Raw genomic sequence first — 14,628 nt, 5'->3', positions numbered from 1 at the left:
TCCTGTAAAGTTGGTGTCGTAGTGAAAGGGAAATGAAAGGTTAATGTTTTAACAATCACGCAACGGAACCGCTACAAGGTGGTTCACATAATCAGAAAAAAGACCTGTACCCGTACTCCCGGTTCACCGGCGTGAGGATAAACGATGAAAAAACAATTACTTTCGACCCTTGCTGCAAGCGTATTGATGTTGAATGCCTCTGTCGTCCAGGCGCAGGACGCCCCGTCCCGCACCGAGTGCATCGCTCCAGCCAAACCCGGCGGTGGTTTCGATCTGACCTGCAAGCTCATTCAGGTGAGCATGCTGGAGACAGGCGCTATCGAAAAACCGATGCGCGTAACCTACATGCCGGGCGGCGTGGGAGCCGTCGCCTATAACGCGATTGTCGCGCAGCGCCCTGCTGAAGCGGGCACCGTGGTGGCTTTCTCCGGCGGATCGCTGCTGAACCTGTCTCAGGGCAAGTTTGGCCGCTACGGGGTGGATGACGTGCGCTGGCTCTCTACCGTGGGTACGGACTACGGCATGATTGCCGTTCGCGCCGACTCTAAATGGAAAACGCTGAAAGATCTGCTCACCGCCATGGAGAAAGATCCTAACAGCGTGGTAATTGGCGCGGGCGCGTCGATTGGCAGCCAGGACTGGATGAAAGCCGCGCTGCTGGCGCAGCAGGCAAAAGTGGACCCGCATAAGATGCGCTACGTGGCCTTTGAGGGCGGCGGTGAGCCCGTCACGGCGCTGATGGGCAACCACGTGCAGGCGGTGTCCGGCGATCTCAGTGAAATGGTGCCTTACCTCAGTGGCGATAAAATCCGCGTGCTGGCCGTTTTCTCCGAAAACCGTCTGCCGGGCCAGCTGGCGAACGTCCCTACCGCCAAAGAGCAGGGCTATAACCTCGTCTGGCCGATCATTCGCGGTTTCTTCGTCGGACCGAAAGTGACCGACGCCGAATATCAGTGGTGGGTGGACACCTTCGCAAAACTCCAGCAAACCGACGAATTCAAAAAGCAGCGCGACCTGCGCGGGCTGTTTGAGTTCAACCTGAACGGTAAGCAGCTGGATGAATATGTCAAAAAACAGGTGAATGACTACCGCGAGCAGGCGAAAGCCTTTGGCCTGGCGAAATAACCGGAGGCGCTATGAGCGATCGTATTTTTGCCGGAATATGGCTGTTGCTCTGCATCGGCGGGCTGTTCGTCGCCTGGCAGATCCACAGCGAATACAGCTATGAACCCGTGGGGCCGCGCCCCTTTCCGATGGGGATTGTCGGCCTGATGCTGCTCTGCTCGGTCGCCCTGCTACTGCGTCATCCCGACGCCGTGGACTGGCCGCCTGGGCGCATTCTGCAACGCCTGCTGGTGATGGTCATTATGCTGCTGATGTACGCATGGGGTTTTGAGTGGCTCGGCTTCCCGGTTGCCACCGCCATTCTGACGATGGTGATCGGCATGTTGTTTAACGCCACGCTGCCCGCGGCGGGGCTCTCAGGGGCGGTACTGGGCATTTTACTGTGGTACGCCTTCGACCGCCTGCTGGATGTGACGTTACCCCTTGGCGCATGGTTTAACTAACGGAGCACGCTATGGATACCTGGATTTATCTCTCTCAGGGGTTCGCGGTAGCGATGACCCCGGAAAACCTGGTGATCGCCCTGATCGGCTGCTTCGTGGGCACGATCGTCGGCCTGCTGCCCGGTCTTGGTCCCATCAACGGTGTGGCGATTTTACTGCCGCTGGCCTTTGCCCTGCACCTGCCCGCGGAATCCGCGCTGATCCTGCTGGCGACGGTTTATATCGGCTGCGAGTATGGCGGGCGCATTTCATCAATACTGCTTAACGTGCCCGGCGATGCCGCCGCCATTATGACCGCGCTCGACGGCTATCCGATGGCGCAACAGGGGCGCGGCGGCGTGGCGCTCTCCATTTCTGCCGTCAGCTCGTTCTTTGGTTCGCTGATTGCCATTGGCGGGATTATTTTGTTTGCCCCTGCCCTGGCGCAATGGTCACTGGCGTTTGGTCCGGCGGAATATTTTGCTCTGATGGTGTTCGCCATTGCCTGCCTCGGCAGCATGATGGCGCAGAATCCACTGAAGTCGTTTTTGTCCGCGCTGATTGGCTTAGGGTTAGCCACCGTCGGCGTGGATGCCAACACCGGGGTTTATCGCTTTACCTTCGACAGCGTTCACCTGTCTGACGGTGTACAGTTTATCGTCGTCGTGATCGGGCTGTTCTCTGTCTCAGAAATTTTACTGATGCTGGAACATACCAGCAGCGGGCAGACGCTGGTGCGCAAAACCGGCCGGATGCTCTTTAATGCCAAAGAAGGGGTACAGTGTGTAGGTGCCACGTTACGCTCGTCGGTGATCGGTTTCTTCGTCGGCGTTCTGCCTGGCGCAGGGGCGACCATTGCCAGCGCCATCACCTACATGACCGAGAAAAAGCTGAGCGGTAACAGTGATAGCTTCGGCAAAGGCGATATTCGCGGCGTGGCGGCTCCGGAGGCAGCGAACAATGCCTCAGCCTGCGGCTCGTTCATTCCGATGCTGACGCTTGGCGTACCGGGCTCCGGCACCACGGCGGTGATGATGGGCGCGCTGACGCTCTATAACATCACGCCTGGCCCGGCGATGTTTACCGAACAGCCGGATATTGTCTGGGGTCTGATTGCGGCCCTGCTGATCGCCAACGTAATGCTGCTGGTGATGAACATCCCGCTGATCGGCCTGTTCACCCGCATGCTGACCATTCCACTGTGGTTCCTGGTGCCTGCCATTGCCGCCGTCTCTGCGGTTGGGGTGTATGCCGTACACAGCACCACCTTCGACCTGGTGTTAATGGTGCTGCTTGGCGTGCTGGGCTACATCCTGCGCAAAATGCACTTCCCGATGTCGCCGCTGATTTTGGGCTTTGTGTTAGGTGAGATGCTGGAGCAGAACCTGCGCCGCGCCCTCTCCATCAGTAACGGTAACATGTCGATTCTGTGGGAGAGCAGCGTGACGAAGGTGCTGCTGGCGATGGCAATTATGGTGATCGTGGTGCCGCCGGTCCTGCGTCTGCTGCGTCGACGCCAGCGCAAGCCTCAGCCGGACATCGGCTGATTATCCTCTCAGAAGTGCATTGACCCACTGTTTCAACGCCTGGCGGGAGATTTTAATCCCGCCATTTTTTAGTTCAGCGGGCAGCGCAAGCCAGTGTACCGGCTGCTCAAAACGCGCCAGTTTTCCCTGCACCCAGTCAGGAAATAGCGTGATATCCGTACCCGGTTCGCACTCCACCACCGCCACCGGACGTTGCCCGAACTCGGCGTCGTCCAGCGGAACGATAAACACCTGGCTTATCTGCGGATGCGTGGCGATAACGCGCTCCAGCGCTTCCGGCTGAATACCTTCTCCCCCGCTGAAAAAGAGATTGTCCATGCGGCCCAGTATGGACAGGCGTCCGTTACGCCACTCACCGCGATCGCGGGTGGCAAACCAGCCCTTATCGTTCGTCAGCGGCAGTAACGCCCCGTCTCGCCAGTAACCCGCCGCCATGCTTTGCGCCTTGATCCAGACTTCACCTTCAACCACCTGCACCTCTCTGCCCGGCAAGGCAACGCCGACGTCCGGCTCGCCGTCCGCCTCTTTCGCGCAGACGGTAGAGGCAAACTCGGTCAGGCCATAGCCGCAGAAGGTCCAAATCCCCTGCTCGCGCGCCTTCTCTGTCAGTTCCACAGGAATGGCCGCCCCGCCGAGCAGAACGGCTTTCAGCGCGACGTTTTGCTGAGAATTCAGCAGACGCCACAACTGCGTTGGCACCAGCGATGCATGCGTACAGCCCTGTAATGCCTGCTCCAGCGGCTGCTTCTCGCGAACAGTCAACCGCGCGCCTGCCTGCAGCCAACGCCATAAAATCCCCTGCCCTGAGACATGAAACAGCGGCAGAGACAGCAGCCAGTCATCGTCACCACCGTAGGGCATCAGCGACAGGACGCCCTGTGCGCTGGCAAGGTGCGCCGCGCAGGTATGGACAGCCGCTTTGGGTAAGCCAGTAGAGCCGGAGGTGAGCGTCATGGAGGCCAGGCGCTCCGGTTGCCACGAAGCAGCATCGTTACCGGAGTGTTCGCTCAGGACAAGTGAAGCGAGCCCGTCAAATGCGCCGTCCAGCACCAGAGCATGGCGCAGCGTCATCTGCGGGAGCAACACGTCCAGCAGCGGTCGGGGTAACTGAGGGTTCACCGGCAGAATACGCGCGCCGCACTGGAGCAGCGCAAGCCACGCCAGCAGGGTTTGCGGGTGGTTATGGGCGAGCAGCATCACACCGTCACCCTCCTGCACACCCTGACGATGAAAACCCGCCGCGAGGCTGTCGATACGCGCGCACAGCTGTTGCCAGGTGAGAACATCGTCGTTCAGGCGTAATGCAGGTTTATCGGCATACTGCGCACGCCAGTGCCGCCAGGGCCAGTCGGTAAAGTTCATAACACCGGCTCCAGCGCCTCAACGCCAGGACACGGCAGTGTGCTTTCCGGCCACTGGCGGAGCAGCTGCGTTTGCATCAGGTTCAGCGTATCAAGGCCAGGGAGGGTGTCTGGCGTCAGCCAGGCGGCGATGCGCGCCAGTTGCGTCAGCCCAAGGCTGGACTCAATGGAGGAACTGATCACCGCCGTCAGCCCTGAGGCATGCGCCGCCGCGACCTGCTCCCGCACCTTCGCAAGGCTGCCCGTCAGCGTCGGTTTAATGATCACCGCACTCACACCGGGCTCTGCGACAAACTGGAAATCCGGCTCGCGCAGACTTTCATCCCAGGCTATCGCAATACCCGTTTCACGGGCAAAGGCGCGGGAGTCATCGCGGGTTTTGCACGGCTCTTCCAGAAACGCGATGCGGTCGCGATGTGCCGGATTGACGTACTTCGCGAACTGCTGCGCTTTAAGTGGCGTCCAGGCCCGGTTGGCATCCAGACGCAGACGCAGATCGGGGATCGCTTCCAGCAGCAGGTTGGCGACCATTCCGTCACGTACCGCTTCATACAAACCGACTTTGATTTTCGCCACTTTCTCACCGGGCATGGCGGAGAGCAGCGCGAACAGTTCGTCCGGATCGCCGGTACAGAGCGGTGCAGCGCGGTAATTGGCTTCCTGTGGCAAACTGCCGTCAAGCTCCGCCAGCGCACAGCTGATACCGAACGCAGCGGAAGGCACCTCCGGCAGTGCCGGATCGGCCCCTTCGCGCCATTCGCGCGCCCACGCCACCAGCGCGGATTGCGCGTCATCCAGCGACTCCTGGCTGAAGCCCGGAAGGGGCGAGATTTCGCCCCAGCCTTCGCACTCATCCTGCTGCAGATGAACGAAGAGTCCGTCACGGGTTTTTAACCGCCGTTCACGCAGCACCACGCCCGCGTCCATCGGTATCTGCCAGCGGTAAACCTGCGCGCGACGCATTACGGGTTCCGTTTGTATTTACTGAAGTCTGGCTGGCGTTTTTCGTTAAACGCGTTGCGTCCTTCCTGGCCTTCTTCGGTCATGTAGAACAGCATGGTGGCGTTACCCGCCAGCTCCTGCAGGCCCGCCTGACCGTCACAGTCGGCGTTCAGGGCGGCTTTCAGGCAGCGCAGCGCCATCGGGCTGTTTTGCAGCATTTCGCGGCACCAGCGCACGGTCTCTTTTTCGAGATCGGCAATCGGCACCACGGTGTTGACCAGGCCCATATCCAGCGCTTCCTGAGCATTGTACTGACGGCACAGGAACCAGATTTCGCGGGCTTTTTTCTGGCCGACGATACGCGCCATGTAGGACGCGCCCCAGCCGCCGTCAAAGGAGCCGACTTTCGGGCCGGTCTGACCGAAGATGGCGTTTTCAGCGGCAATAGTCAGGTCACACATCATGTGCAGCACGTGGCCGCCACCGATGGAATAGCCCGCCACCATCGCGACAACCGGTTTTGGACAGGTGCGGATCTGGCGCTGGAAATCGAGCACGTTCAGGTGATGCGTACCCGCGTCATCCTGGTATCCACCGTAGTCGCCACGCACTTTCTGATCGCCACCGGAGCAGAATGCTTTGTCACCTTCACCGGTCAGGACAATCACGCCGATGTTGTCGTCATAGCGCGCATCCGCCAGCGCCTGGATCATCTCTTTTACGGTCAGCGGACGGAACGCGTTACGCACCTGCGGACGGTTGATGGTGATTTTGGCAATGCCGTCAGCCGATTTGTGGTAACGAATGTCGGTGTAGCCTTCGGAGCAGTCTTGCCATTCAACCGGCGCGTAAAGCATGTGTTCATCAGGATAGATCATAGAGTGTCCTTTGTTCGAAGACGCAGTATCTGAGCCAGACTTGCGACAACCGCATCAGGGTTTTCCCGATGGGCGTTGTGTCCGGCGTGAGGAATAACATGGCGTCCGGCATTCAGTTCAGCCGCGATAGCCGCGAACTTTTCGTCACGCTCGCCAAATAAATAATAGAAATCGCATGCCTTAAGCGCGGAACGTAAATCAGGCTGTACGCCGAGCGACGTCGCCTCAAGCATCTGCGCCAGATGCGCACCATTGTTCTGGCTGCGCAGGGTGATGAGGGCCTGGCGCTGCATGTCCGTAAGGGAAGCAAATACGGGCTGTTGATACCAGTCGGCAAAAACCGTTTCGAGAGCCTCAGTGCGAAAACGCGTCGCCCAACGGCTATCGGATGCAAACCGTGTCGCACGCGCATCGGCATCCTGGAGTCCAGGATGTCCGCCTTCCACGATCACCCCGCACAGCCCCTTTGGACGCTGGCAGGCATGGAACATCGCGATGCGGCCGCCGAGGGAGTAACCCACCAGCCAGTAGTTGAGTATGTTGTAACTAAGTAAGGTTCTTGCGAGCAAATCGCTCATTTCGTCGAAGCCTGATACGCCAGTATCAGCAGAATGACCATGACCAGGCAGATCGAGGTACAGCCGGGGATAATCATTCAGGGACTCCCCGACAACCTGCCATTCACGGCAATCACCAGAAAAGCCGTGCAGAAAAACCAGCCACGGGTAGCCTGATTTTCCGGTCTGCTGGACGCCCGAGAGGATCACAGCTGGCTCACCTGCGCCAGCAGGGTTTGTAGCTTCTGAGCACCCTCAGAATCATTCACCACCAGCTCAATAAGCGTGGCACCGGGCTGTCGCCACGCGGTACTCAGCGCCGCATCCATCTCTTCCCAGTTTTCCGGGCGATGATATTTAAGGCTGAACATCGCTGCCGCATGTTCAAATTGCACGTTTTGCGGCATCAGATAGAAGCGTTCGCGCTCACTCTGCGGCGTGGGCAACAGGGAGAAAATCTGCCCGCCATTATTGTTGACCACAATCAGCACAAACGGCGCAGAAGCCTGACGCAACAGCGCCAGCGCGTTGAGGTCATACAGCGCGGAGAGATCGCCCACGATGGCGAGGGTGGATTTGGCGCTGGCACGCTGCACGCCTGCCGCCGTCGAAATCAAACCGTCGATGCCGCTTGCGCCACGGTTGCTGTAAACCGGATAGCCTGCAGGGAGCTGAGAGAAGGCATCAATCAGGCGCACCACCAGGCTGTTGCCGACAAACAGCTGCCCCTGCTCAGGCAGATACTGGCGAATTCGGTGCGCCAGCCCGGCTTCACCAAAACCTTCACACTGCGTTTTGGTGATGTCCCACGCCTGGCGCGAAAGTTCCGGGATCGCCACCGCCCAGGGTTTGCGTTTTTCAGCCGGATGCAGTTCCAGCCAGGCATCAATCTCGCTGACCAGACGACGACCGCGATGATGCGCCGGATCGAGCCGCCCTTCCAGCGGGTCAATCAGCCAGTATTCTTCTGGTTTACAGGTCGCCTGCCATTGCAGTAAGCGCTTTCCGGTGAGGCTTGAGCCAATCTGGACAATAATCTGCGCCTGCGCCAGTTCCGTAACCGCTTGCGCATTACCGAGCCAGAGATCGGCACACGGCAGCGGCTGGCCAGTCTGGGAAAGCACGTCGCCTATCAGCGGCCAGCCGAGGGTTTGCGCCCACTCCGCCACCCGTTTGCCTTCGGCAGCGCTCATGCGCCCGGCAATGATGACGCCGCGTTTCTGACGCCAGAAGAACCAGTCGCGCTGTTTTGCGCTTTCCAGATGCGTGTGCTCACGCAGCCACGGCTTTTCATTCTCCCACCAGTCGCCAAGCTGCTGCTGCCAGGCCAGACCGGTTTCGTTCAGTTCGCCATACAGCGGCTCGGCAAACGGACAGTTGATATGCAACGCGCCACTGCGCAGCGAGCCTACCGCGTGATCCAGCGTAGAGACCAGCCAGCTTGCCGGAATATCCTGGGTTGGACGCGGTAACGAGACCGTCTGCGAAGGGTGAGACGCGAAAATACCCGGCTGGCGAATAGCCTGATTAGCACCGCAGTCGATTAGCTCCGGTGGACGGTCCGCCGTCAGCACAATGAGTTTTTCACCGGTTAACCCGGCTTCGATGATCGCCGGATAGAGGTTCGCCACCGCCGTGCCGGAGGTAACAATCACCGCCACGGGTTCTTTGCTGACTTTCGCCAGCCCTAATGCCAGATGGCCCAGACCACGCTCGTCAAAATGGGTGTGATGAATCAGTGCCCGGTTTTCAGCCGCCGCCAGCGTCAGCGGAGTTGAACGAGAACCGGGTGCAATACACACGTGCCTGACGCCATGGCGGGTCAGGGCTTCAAGGATCACCGTCGCCCAGCGCCGGTTAAAAGAACTTACTGACATGAGGTTGTCCGGTATCAATAATGCGACACAGTATAAATAATAGAAAAAGTTGGAATTTTGATATGAATCGGGATTGCGCGAATCAGTATTAATCCCTAAGGAGCAAAGAACGCAGCCCGGCGGCTTTGTTTTCTATCTCCTGCCACTCCTGTTCCGGGTCGGAACCGCTGACGATGCCCGCGCCCGCATAGAGGCGTAGCGCGGCATAGTGAACACGCGCAGAACGCAGCGCCACGCAAAATTCGCTTTGTTCGGGCGAGAGATAACCGGCCGATCCTGCATACCACTCGCGATCGAAAGGCTCAACGCTTTCGATAAATTCGCGCGCGGGTTGGCGCGGTAATCCTGCCACGGCTGCTGTTGGCTGCAGGGCGTACAGGCAAAGCTCGTCGTCGGCCTGTTTTAGCTCGGTCCAGATACAGCGACGTAAGTGCTGCACCTTACGCAAGCGAACGACCTGCGCTGGCAGCACCTCCAGCGCGTGCGTGTGGTGCTGTAAACGCTGACAGATATCTTCCACCACCAGCATGTTTTCACGCTGATTTTTATCGTCGTTCATCAGCCATTCGCCCAGACGCTGGGCGTGTTTATCGTCGGTATGGCTGGCGACTGTCCCTGCCAGCGCTTCAGTACGCAGCAGATTTCCGCGCCGCCGCCACAGGCGTTCGGGCGTGGAACCGAGAAACGCATTGCTGGCATCGAACACCATGCAGAAATGGTAGCAATTTAAATTCAGGGCGCGGCTGGCAGCCATCAGCGCAACAGCGTCGACGGGCTGGCTGAACTGCAGATCCGTTGCGCGTGCAAGCACCACTTTTTCAAAATCACCGCGTGCGAGGGTCTCCGTGGCCTGGCGAATAAGATCAAGCCATTGTGGTTTTTGCGGATGATGCGTTTCATGCAGAAGCTGCGCCGACAGCGGGCTAATCGGTTTAGCGTCATTAAGCTGTTCTAAAAATTGCAGCGCGTGACGGGCATCATCCTGCAGGGAGGTTTCGCTCCAGAGCTGCAGGCGCAACGTGGCCCCCCCGGCGATACGCCGCCAGAGCAGGCGCGGTAAAAACAGGCTACCGTGAGCCGGGTTAAAGGCGTTAAGGCCACAGATGCGAATATCATTGGCTGCATTATGCGTATGCAAAAACTGCGAGGCGGCGGCAAGCGAATCAAATTGCGCTACGGCACCAAGGGCGGCAAGCTCTTCATCACCGCTACGCTGCTGCCAGTAGAATTGCGGATAACAATATTGAGCACCCAGCCAGGCCAGGGGATCGAAGGCGTCGTTTAACGGGAAAGAGACGTCGAAATGACGCAAACCAGGTGTAGCGGGTAACGCTTGCGCAAGCTGGCTGCGCAGATGTTCCAGCGCGATGGAAATCGAATGCACGCGAACCTCTCCCTGTAAAAACCTCACATTATACGGGGTACTGACCATAAATTGCAGTACCCGCGTACAGGGAGTGGTTAACCGTTTATTACAGGATTAGCGGCGGGCCAAAAGCAGACCAAGAACCAGCCCCACGGCAGCACCGACGCCGATGCCCTGCCACGGTTTTTCATGCACGTAATCATCAGCACGATAAACCGCTTTTTTGGCGCGGTAGTAGTAATTATCGGAAGCCTGGCTGACGCGCGATTTCACGTCATGCAGTGCCTTTTCGGCACGTTCTTTCAGCTCAATATACTTTTGGTCGGCAGGGTCGCCCGATGAACGTAACACCTCTTCCAGCGTTTCGCTCAGTAAAGCCAGGTCGTCATCGATACGGGTATCCCAGGATTGAAATGACATAATTTTCTCCATGTTAGTACACCAGTCCGCTAACTATAGACAACGACGAGCCATTACGCCTGTTTCGCTTCCCTTGCCATACCGATATGGGGAATACCATCTTCGTCGTACACCTCTGTCACCGGCGTAAAACCAAAATGAGCATAGAACGATTGCAGATGTGCCTGCGCACCTAAATATAACGCTTTGTCCGGCCACTGTTTTTCACAGGATGCCAGCGTTTTCTCCATCAGTTGATAGCCCAGCTTTTCACCGCGCGCTTTACTGCTGACGATAACGCGGCCGATGACGACAGGCTCATTATCATCCGCGCTTTTCAGAATCCTCGCATACGCCACCAGCGCGTTGTCTTTCCAGCCGAGGATATGGCGGTTGTCGCCGACGAGGTCATCGCCATCGATGTCCTGATACGGGCAGGTCTGTTCAACCACAAACACTTCGCAGCGCAGTTTAAGCAGCGCATACAGCGAATTAACGGTTAACTCACTATGGTGTAAATCTTGCCACTGGATCATGTCAGTCTCCTTCCTGGGGTTCATCACGTTATACTAAACCCCTCCCCATTCGGCAAAGGGCTGATTACGTTATGGAACTGATTTTTCTGGGTACGTCCGCCGGTGTGCCAACCCGCTCACGAAACGTGACGGCCATACTGCTCGATCTGCAGCACCCTACCCGAGGCGGGTTGTGGCTGTTCGACTGCGGCGAAGGCACTCAGCACCAGTTGTTACACACCGCTTATCATCCGGGTAAAGTGGATAAAATTTTTATCACCCATCTGCATGGCGATCATCTGTTTGGCCTGCCCGGTCTGTTGTGCAGCCGTTCGATGGCCGGGAATGCCAACCCGCTGACGATTTACGGGCCAGCCGGCATTGCCGAATTTGTGGAAACGACGCTGAGACTGAGCGGCTCGTGGACAGATTACCCGCTGGACGTGATCGAGATTGCAGAAGGTCTGGTCTTCAATGATGGGGATTATAACGTCACCGCTCAGCCGCTAAACCATCCGGTGGAGTGTTACGGCTATCGCATTGAAGAGCATGACAAACCCGGCGCGCTGAATGCCGCTGCGCTGATCGCAGACGGCGTGAAGCCGGGTCCACTGTTCCAGCGTCTGAAACAGGGCGACACGATCACGCTGGAAGACGGACGCGTGGTCAACGGAGAGGATTATCTCGCCCCACCTCAGCCAGGCAAGAAACTGGCGATTTTTGGCGATACCGCCCCGTGCCCTTCCGCCCTGCAGCTGGCTCATGGCGTGGATGTGATGGTTCACGAAGCCACGCTGGAAGCGGCGATGGAAGAGAAGGCCAACAGCCGGGGTCACAGCTCCACGCATCAGGCGGCACAGCTTGCCCGTCAGGCGGGCGTCGGGAAATTGATCGTCACCCACGTCAGCTCGCGTTACGACGCCCAGGGCAGTGAACGCCTGCTGGCAGAGTGTCGTGAGGTCTTCTTAAACTGTGAGCTGGCCGAAGATTTCACTCAGGTCAGCGTTTAGTCCTTCATTTTTCCCTCAGAGTGCCGATAACGATTAAAAGGTCAGCATTTCTCTTGAGGGTAGAATGGATAATTTCCAGAAAGATATTGATGACAGGGCGAATCTCACCCTGTCGAACCGTTTTGAACTGTTGCTGTTCCGTCTTGGCACCTCTCTGAACGAAAATAAATCCGAGCTGTTTGGCATTAACGTCTTTAAGCTGCGTGAAATCGTGCCGATGCCGGAGTTCACCAAACCGGCGGGGATGAAGTCCCCGTTGATGGGGATGGTGAACATTCGCGATCAGGTGATCCCGGTGATTGACCTGGCCGCCGTCGCGGGCTGCAAGCCAACAACCGGGCTGAACATTCTACTGATCACCGAATATGCCCGCAGCGTGCAGGCATTTGCTGTGGAATCGGTTGAGAACATCATGCGTCTCGACTGGAAGCAGGTTCACGCCGCTGAAACCGCCGTCAGCGGGCGCTACATTACCAGTATCGCCTGCCTGGACGAGAAGACCGATACCAACGATCTGGCGATGGTGCTTGACGTTGAGCAGATCCTGTATGACATCACTCCGGCAAACCACGATCTGCACGCCACCAACCTGCAGACCACCAAATTCAACATCAAACCGGGCTCTGTCGCGATTGTCGCGGAAGATTCGAAAGTAGCGCGCTCGATGCTGGAGAAAGGACTGCAGGCGATGGAGATCCCCGCACAGCTGTATATCACCGGTAAAGACGCGTGGGAGAAAATTGGCGTGCTGGCGGCACAGGCGCAGGCTGAGGGCGTGCCGATCACCGATAAGATCGCGCTGGTGCTGACCGACCTCGAAATGCCAGAGATGGACGGCTTTACGCTGACGCGCAAAATCAAAACCGATCCGTTCCTGAAAGATATTCCGGTGGTGATCCACTCTTCCCTGTCTGGCAACGCTAACGAAGATCATATTCGTAAAGTGAAGGCGGACGGGTATGTGGCGAAGTTTGAGCTGAACGAGCTGTCGTCGGTGATTGAGGAAGTGCTGGACCGTTCGATGAAGAAGATTGACGGGCCGCTGATCAGTCGGAAGCAGTTAGCTTAGTCGGGTGGCGCTTCGCTTACCCGACCTACAAAACCCGTAGGCCCTGCAAGCGTAGCGCCGCTGGGCAATAAAAAACCCGCCGAGGCGGGTTTTTTGTTCTTACATCAGCGGCATCGCGTGCTGCACGATGTCGATCAGCGGCTGCGGATAGATACCGAAGATCAGCACCAGCAGCGCGGAAATCAGCACCACAATACCCCCGGCGCTATACTGCCAGTTGGTCGGCGCATCGCGGTTAAGCTGCTGAGGTGCGCTCAGATACAGACTCACCGCCACACGCAGGTAGTAGTACAGACCAATCGCAGAGCCGATAACCACACCCGCTGTCAGCCACCACAGGTGTGCCTGCACACCCACAGCCAGCACGTAGAACTTACCGATAAAGCCCAGCGTCATCGGGATACCCGCCAGCGAGAGCATCATCACGGTCATTACGGCGGACAGAATCGGACGGTGCCAGAACAGACCACGGTAAGAGAACAGAGAATCGGCATCCGGCCCACGGTACGGGCTGGACATCAGGCTCACCACGCCGAACGCGCCGAGGCTGCTGAACAGGTAACCGGCCAGATACACGCCCACGGTTTCCATCGACATCTCACCGCTCTGCAGCGCAATCAGCGCCACCAGCAGGTAGCCCAGATGGGAGATAGATGAATAACCCAGCAGACGCTTGATGTTGGTCTGGCTCAGCGCCATCAGGTTACCGAAGATGATGGAGACGAACGCGATAATGCCCAGCACCACGCGAACCGCTTCGCTGTCACCTACCGGCGCGTACAGGAACAGACGCATCACCACACCGAAGATAGCGATTTTACTCGCCGTCGCCAGGAAGGTAGACACCGGTGCTGGCGCGCCCTGGTATACGTCTGGCGTCCACAGGTGGAACGGCACCAGAGAGAGTTTGAAGCCGAGGCCAACAATCATCATGCCCAGACCTGCCAGCAGCAGCGGCTCATGCAGCATGCCATCGCCCAGGCTCTTGCCGAGCGCCACGAAGGAGAGGTTACCAGACTGTGCATACAGCAGCGCGATACCGAACAGCAGGAACGACGACGCGGCAGCAGACAGGATCGTGTACTTGATACTCGCTTCCAGAGAGCGTTTCTGGCGGAAGGCATAACCAATCAGGCCGAACAGCGGCAGAGAGATCAGCTCAATACCGAGGAACAGCGCGGCCAGATGGTTCGCATTCGCCAGCAGAATGCCGCCCAGTGCGGCAATCAGTACCAGCAGGTAAAACTCTTCTTTGTTGTCGTTATAGCCTTCAAGCCACGGATACGCAAAGGTACAGGTTGCCAGGCTCGCCAGCAGCACCAGTCCGGTATACAGCATGGCATAACCGTCAACGCGCATCAGCGGCGTGACGTCCATTGCACCCGCCTGGCCAACAAACCAGAGAGAGACTAACGCAGCGTTCAGACCCAGAACGGACAGGGTCGCATTCAGGAAGTGATTGCGTCGCCACGCAATGGAGAGCATCACAACCACCACCGTCAATCCGACGATCAGCAGCGGTAGCAGCGCGATCAGTTGTTGTGGAGTTATTGTCATGGC

At 58.0% G+C, this 14,628-nt stretch carries 14 protein-coding genes; 5 read left to right on the top strand and 9 right to left on the bottom strand.

The window, feature by feature from the left end:
* The first annotated feature begins 144 nt into the window (after positions 1-144).
* From ABGB15_RS07345 to ABGB15_RS07335, 3 genes are read left to right on the top strand one after another with little or no spacing between them, the layout of a single operon-like run.
* Positions 145-1,125, top strand: coding sequence for a tripartite tricarboxylate transporter substrate binding protein (locus tag ABGB15_RS07345; RefSeq protein ID WP_152081692.1), 981 nt, complete (start codon positions 145-147; stop codon positions 1,123-1,125).
* An 11-nt stretch (positions 1,126-1,136) separates the two neighbouring features.
* Positions 1,137-1,568, top strand: a complete 432-nt coding sequence (locus ABGB15_RS07340) for a tripartite tricarboxylate transporter TctB family protein (protein WP_152081693.1) — start codon at positions 1,137-1,139, stop codon at positions 1,566-1,568.
* Positions 1,569-1,579: 11 nt separating this feature from the next.
* Positions 1,580-3,094, top strand: coding sequence for a tripartite tricarboxylate transporter permease (locus tag ABGB15_RS07335; protein WP_152081694.1), 1,515 nt, complete (start codon positions 1,580-1,582; stop codon positions 3,092-3,094).
* Here the strand turns inward: ABGB15_RS07335 and menE are convergent, their stop codons facing one another.
* The 8 genes from menE to ABGB15_RS07295 form a co-directional block, all read right to left on the bottom strand.
* On the bottom strand, positions 3,095-4,456 hold the full coding sequence (gene menE / locus ABGB15_RS07330) for an o-succinylbenzoate--CoA ligase (protein WP_215722394.1): 1,362 nt from the start codon (positions 4,454-4,456) through the stop codon (positions 3,095-3,097).
* On the bottom strand, positions 4,453-5,418 hold the full coding sequence (menC, locus tag ABGB15_RS07325) for an o-succinylbenzoate synthase (RefSeq protein ID WP_215722395.1): 966 nt from the start codon (positions 5,416-5,418) through the stop codon (positions 4,453-4,455). Before menC ends, menE begins: the two co-directional genes overlap by 4 nt.
* Positions 5,418-6,275, bottom strand: a complete 858-nt coding sequence (gene menB, locus ABGB15_RS07320; protein WP_080328564.1) for a 1,4-dihydroxy-2-naphthoyl-CoA synthase — start codon at positions 6,273-6,275, stop codon at positions 5,418-5,420. Before menB ends, menC begins: the two co-directional genes overlap by 1 nt.
* Positions 6,272-7,042, bottom strand: a complete 771-nt coding sequence (menH, locus tag ABGB15_RS07315) for a 2-succinyl-6-hydroxy-2,4-cyclohexadiene-1-carboxylate synthase (RefSeq protein ID WP_152081697.1) — start codon at positions 7,040-7,042, stop codon at positions 6,272-6,274. The genes menB and menH overlap by 4 nt, the downstream gene beginning before the upstream one ends.
* On the bottom strand, positions 7,039-8,709 hold the full coding sequence (gene menD / locus ABGB15_RS07310; protein WP_215722396.1) for a 2-succinyl-5-enolpyruvyl-6-hydroxy-3-cyclohexene-1-carboxylic-acid synthase: 1,671 nt from the start codon (positions 8,707-8,709) through the stop codon (positions 7,039-7,041). Before menD ends, menH begins: the two co-directional genes overlap by 4 nt.
* An 88-nt stretch (positions 8,710-8,797) precedes the next feature.
* A complete protein-coding gene (gene menF, locus ABGB15_RS07305; RefSeq protein WP_215722397.1) occupies positions 8,798-10,093 on the bottom strand; it encodes an isochorismate synthase MenF in 1,296 nt (431 codons plus the stop codon).
* 96 nt (positions 10,094-10,189) lie between these two features.
* Positions 10,190-10,495, bottom strand: coding sequence for a stress response protein ElaB (gene elaB / locus ABGB15_RS07300; RefSeq protein ID WP_152081700.1), 306 nt, complete (start codon positions 10,493-10,495; stop codon positions 10,190-10,192).
* Between the two features lie 53 nt (positions 10,496-10,548).
* A complete protein-coding gene (locus ABGB15_RS07295; protein ID WP_152081701.1) occupies positions 10,549-11,010 on the bottom strand; it encodes a GNAT family N-acetyltransferase in 462 nt (153 codons plus the stop codon).
* Between the two features lie 71 nt (positions 11,011-11,081).
* Between ABGB15_RS07295 and rnz the strand changes: the two genes are divergently transcribed.
* Positions 11,082-11,999 (top strand): ribonuclease Z, encoded by a 918-nt coding sequence (gene rnz, locus ABGB15_RS07290; protein ID WP_215722398.1) that lies wholly within the window; start codon positions 11,082-11,084, stop codon positions 11,997-11,999.
* Between the two features lie 64 nt (positions 12,000-12,063).
* Complete coding sequence (locus tag ABGB15_RS07285) at positions 12,064-13,068, top strand: chemotaxis protein (RefSeq protein WP_215722399.1); 1,005 nt, start codon at positions 12,064-12,066, stop codon at positions 13,066-13,068.
* Between the two features lie 99 nt (positions 13,069-13,167).
* Here the strand turns inward: ABGB15_RS07285 and nuoN are convergent, their stop codons facing one another.
* Positions 13,168-14,625 carry an NADH-quinone oxidoreductase subunit NuoN gene (nuoN, locus tag ABGB15_RS07280; protein ID WP_114977649.1) on the bottom strand — a complete coding sequence of 486 codons (1,458 nt, stop codon included), beginning with the start codon at positions 14,623-14,625 and terminating at the stop codon, positions 13,168-13,170.
* Between the last annotated feature and the right edge of the window lie 3 nt (positions 14,626-14,628).

The organism is Enterobacter sp. MALB-1, from assembly GCF_041021625.1.
GTDB classification, from domain to species: Bacteria; Pseudomonadota; Gammaproteobacteria; order Enterobacterales; family Enterobacteriaceae; genus Enterobacter; species Enterobacter oligotrophicus.
Note: the sequence above shows the minus strand (reverse complement) of the source record. Positions and strands in the feature narration are given on the sequence as shown.

Bases quoted from the DNA above. Each gene is read 5' to 3' on its own strand.
- rnz (WP_215722398.1), top strand. From the start codon at position 11,082: ATGGAACTGATTTTTCTGGGTACGTCCGCCGGTGTGCCAACCCGCTCA.
- ABGB15_RS07285 (WP_215722399.1), top strand. From the start codon at position 12,064: ATGGATAATTTCCAGAAAGATATTGATGACAGGGCGAATCTCACCCTG.
- ABGB15_RS07335 (WP_152081694.1), top strand. From the start codon at position 1,580: ATGGATACCTGGATTTATCTCTCTCAGGGGTTCGCGGTAGCGATGACC.
- nuoN (WP_114977649.1), bottom strand. From the start codon at position 14,625: ATGACAATAACTCCACAACAACTGATCGCGCTGCTACCGCTGCTGATC.
- menB (WP_080328564.1), bottom strand. From the start codon at position 6,275: ATGATCTATCCTGATGAACACATGCTTTACGCGCCGGTTGAATGGCAA.
- menC (WP_215722395.1), bottom strand. From the start codon at position 5,418: ATGCGTCGCGCGCAGGTTTACCGCTGGCAGATACCGATGGACGCGGGC.
- menE (WP_215722394.1), bottom strand. From the start codon at position 4,456: ATGAACTTTACCGACTGGCCCTGGCGGCACTGGCGTGCGCAGTATGCC.
- ABGB15_RS07340 (WP_152081693.1), top strand. From the start codon at position 1,137: ATGAGCGATCGTATTTTTGCCGGAATATGGCTGTTGCTCTGCATCGGC.
- ABGB15_RS07345 (WP_152081692.1), top strand. From the start codon at position 145: ATGAAAAAACAATTACTTTCGACCCTTGCTGCAAGCGTATTGATGTTG.
- menD (WP_215722396.1), bottom strand. From the start codon at position 8,709: ATGTCAGTAAGTTCTTTTAACCGGCGCTGGGCGACGGTGATCCTTGAA.
- ABGB15_RS07295 (WP_152081701.1), bottom strand. From the start codon at position 11,010: ATGATCCAGTGGCAAGATTTACACCATAGTGAGTTAACCGTTAATTCG.
- elaB (WP_152081700.1), bottom strand. From the start codon at position 10,495: ATGTCATTTCAATCCTGGGATACCCGTATCGATGACGACCTGGCTTTA.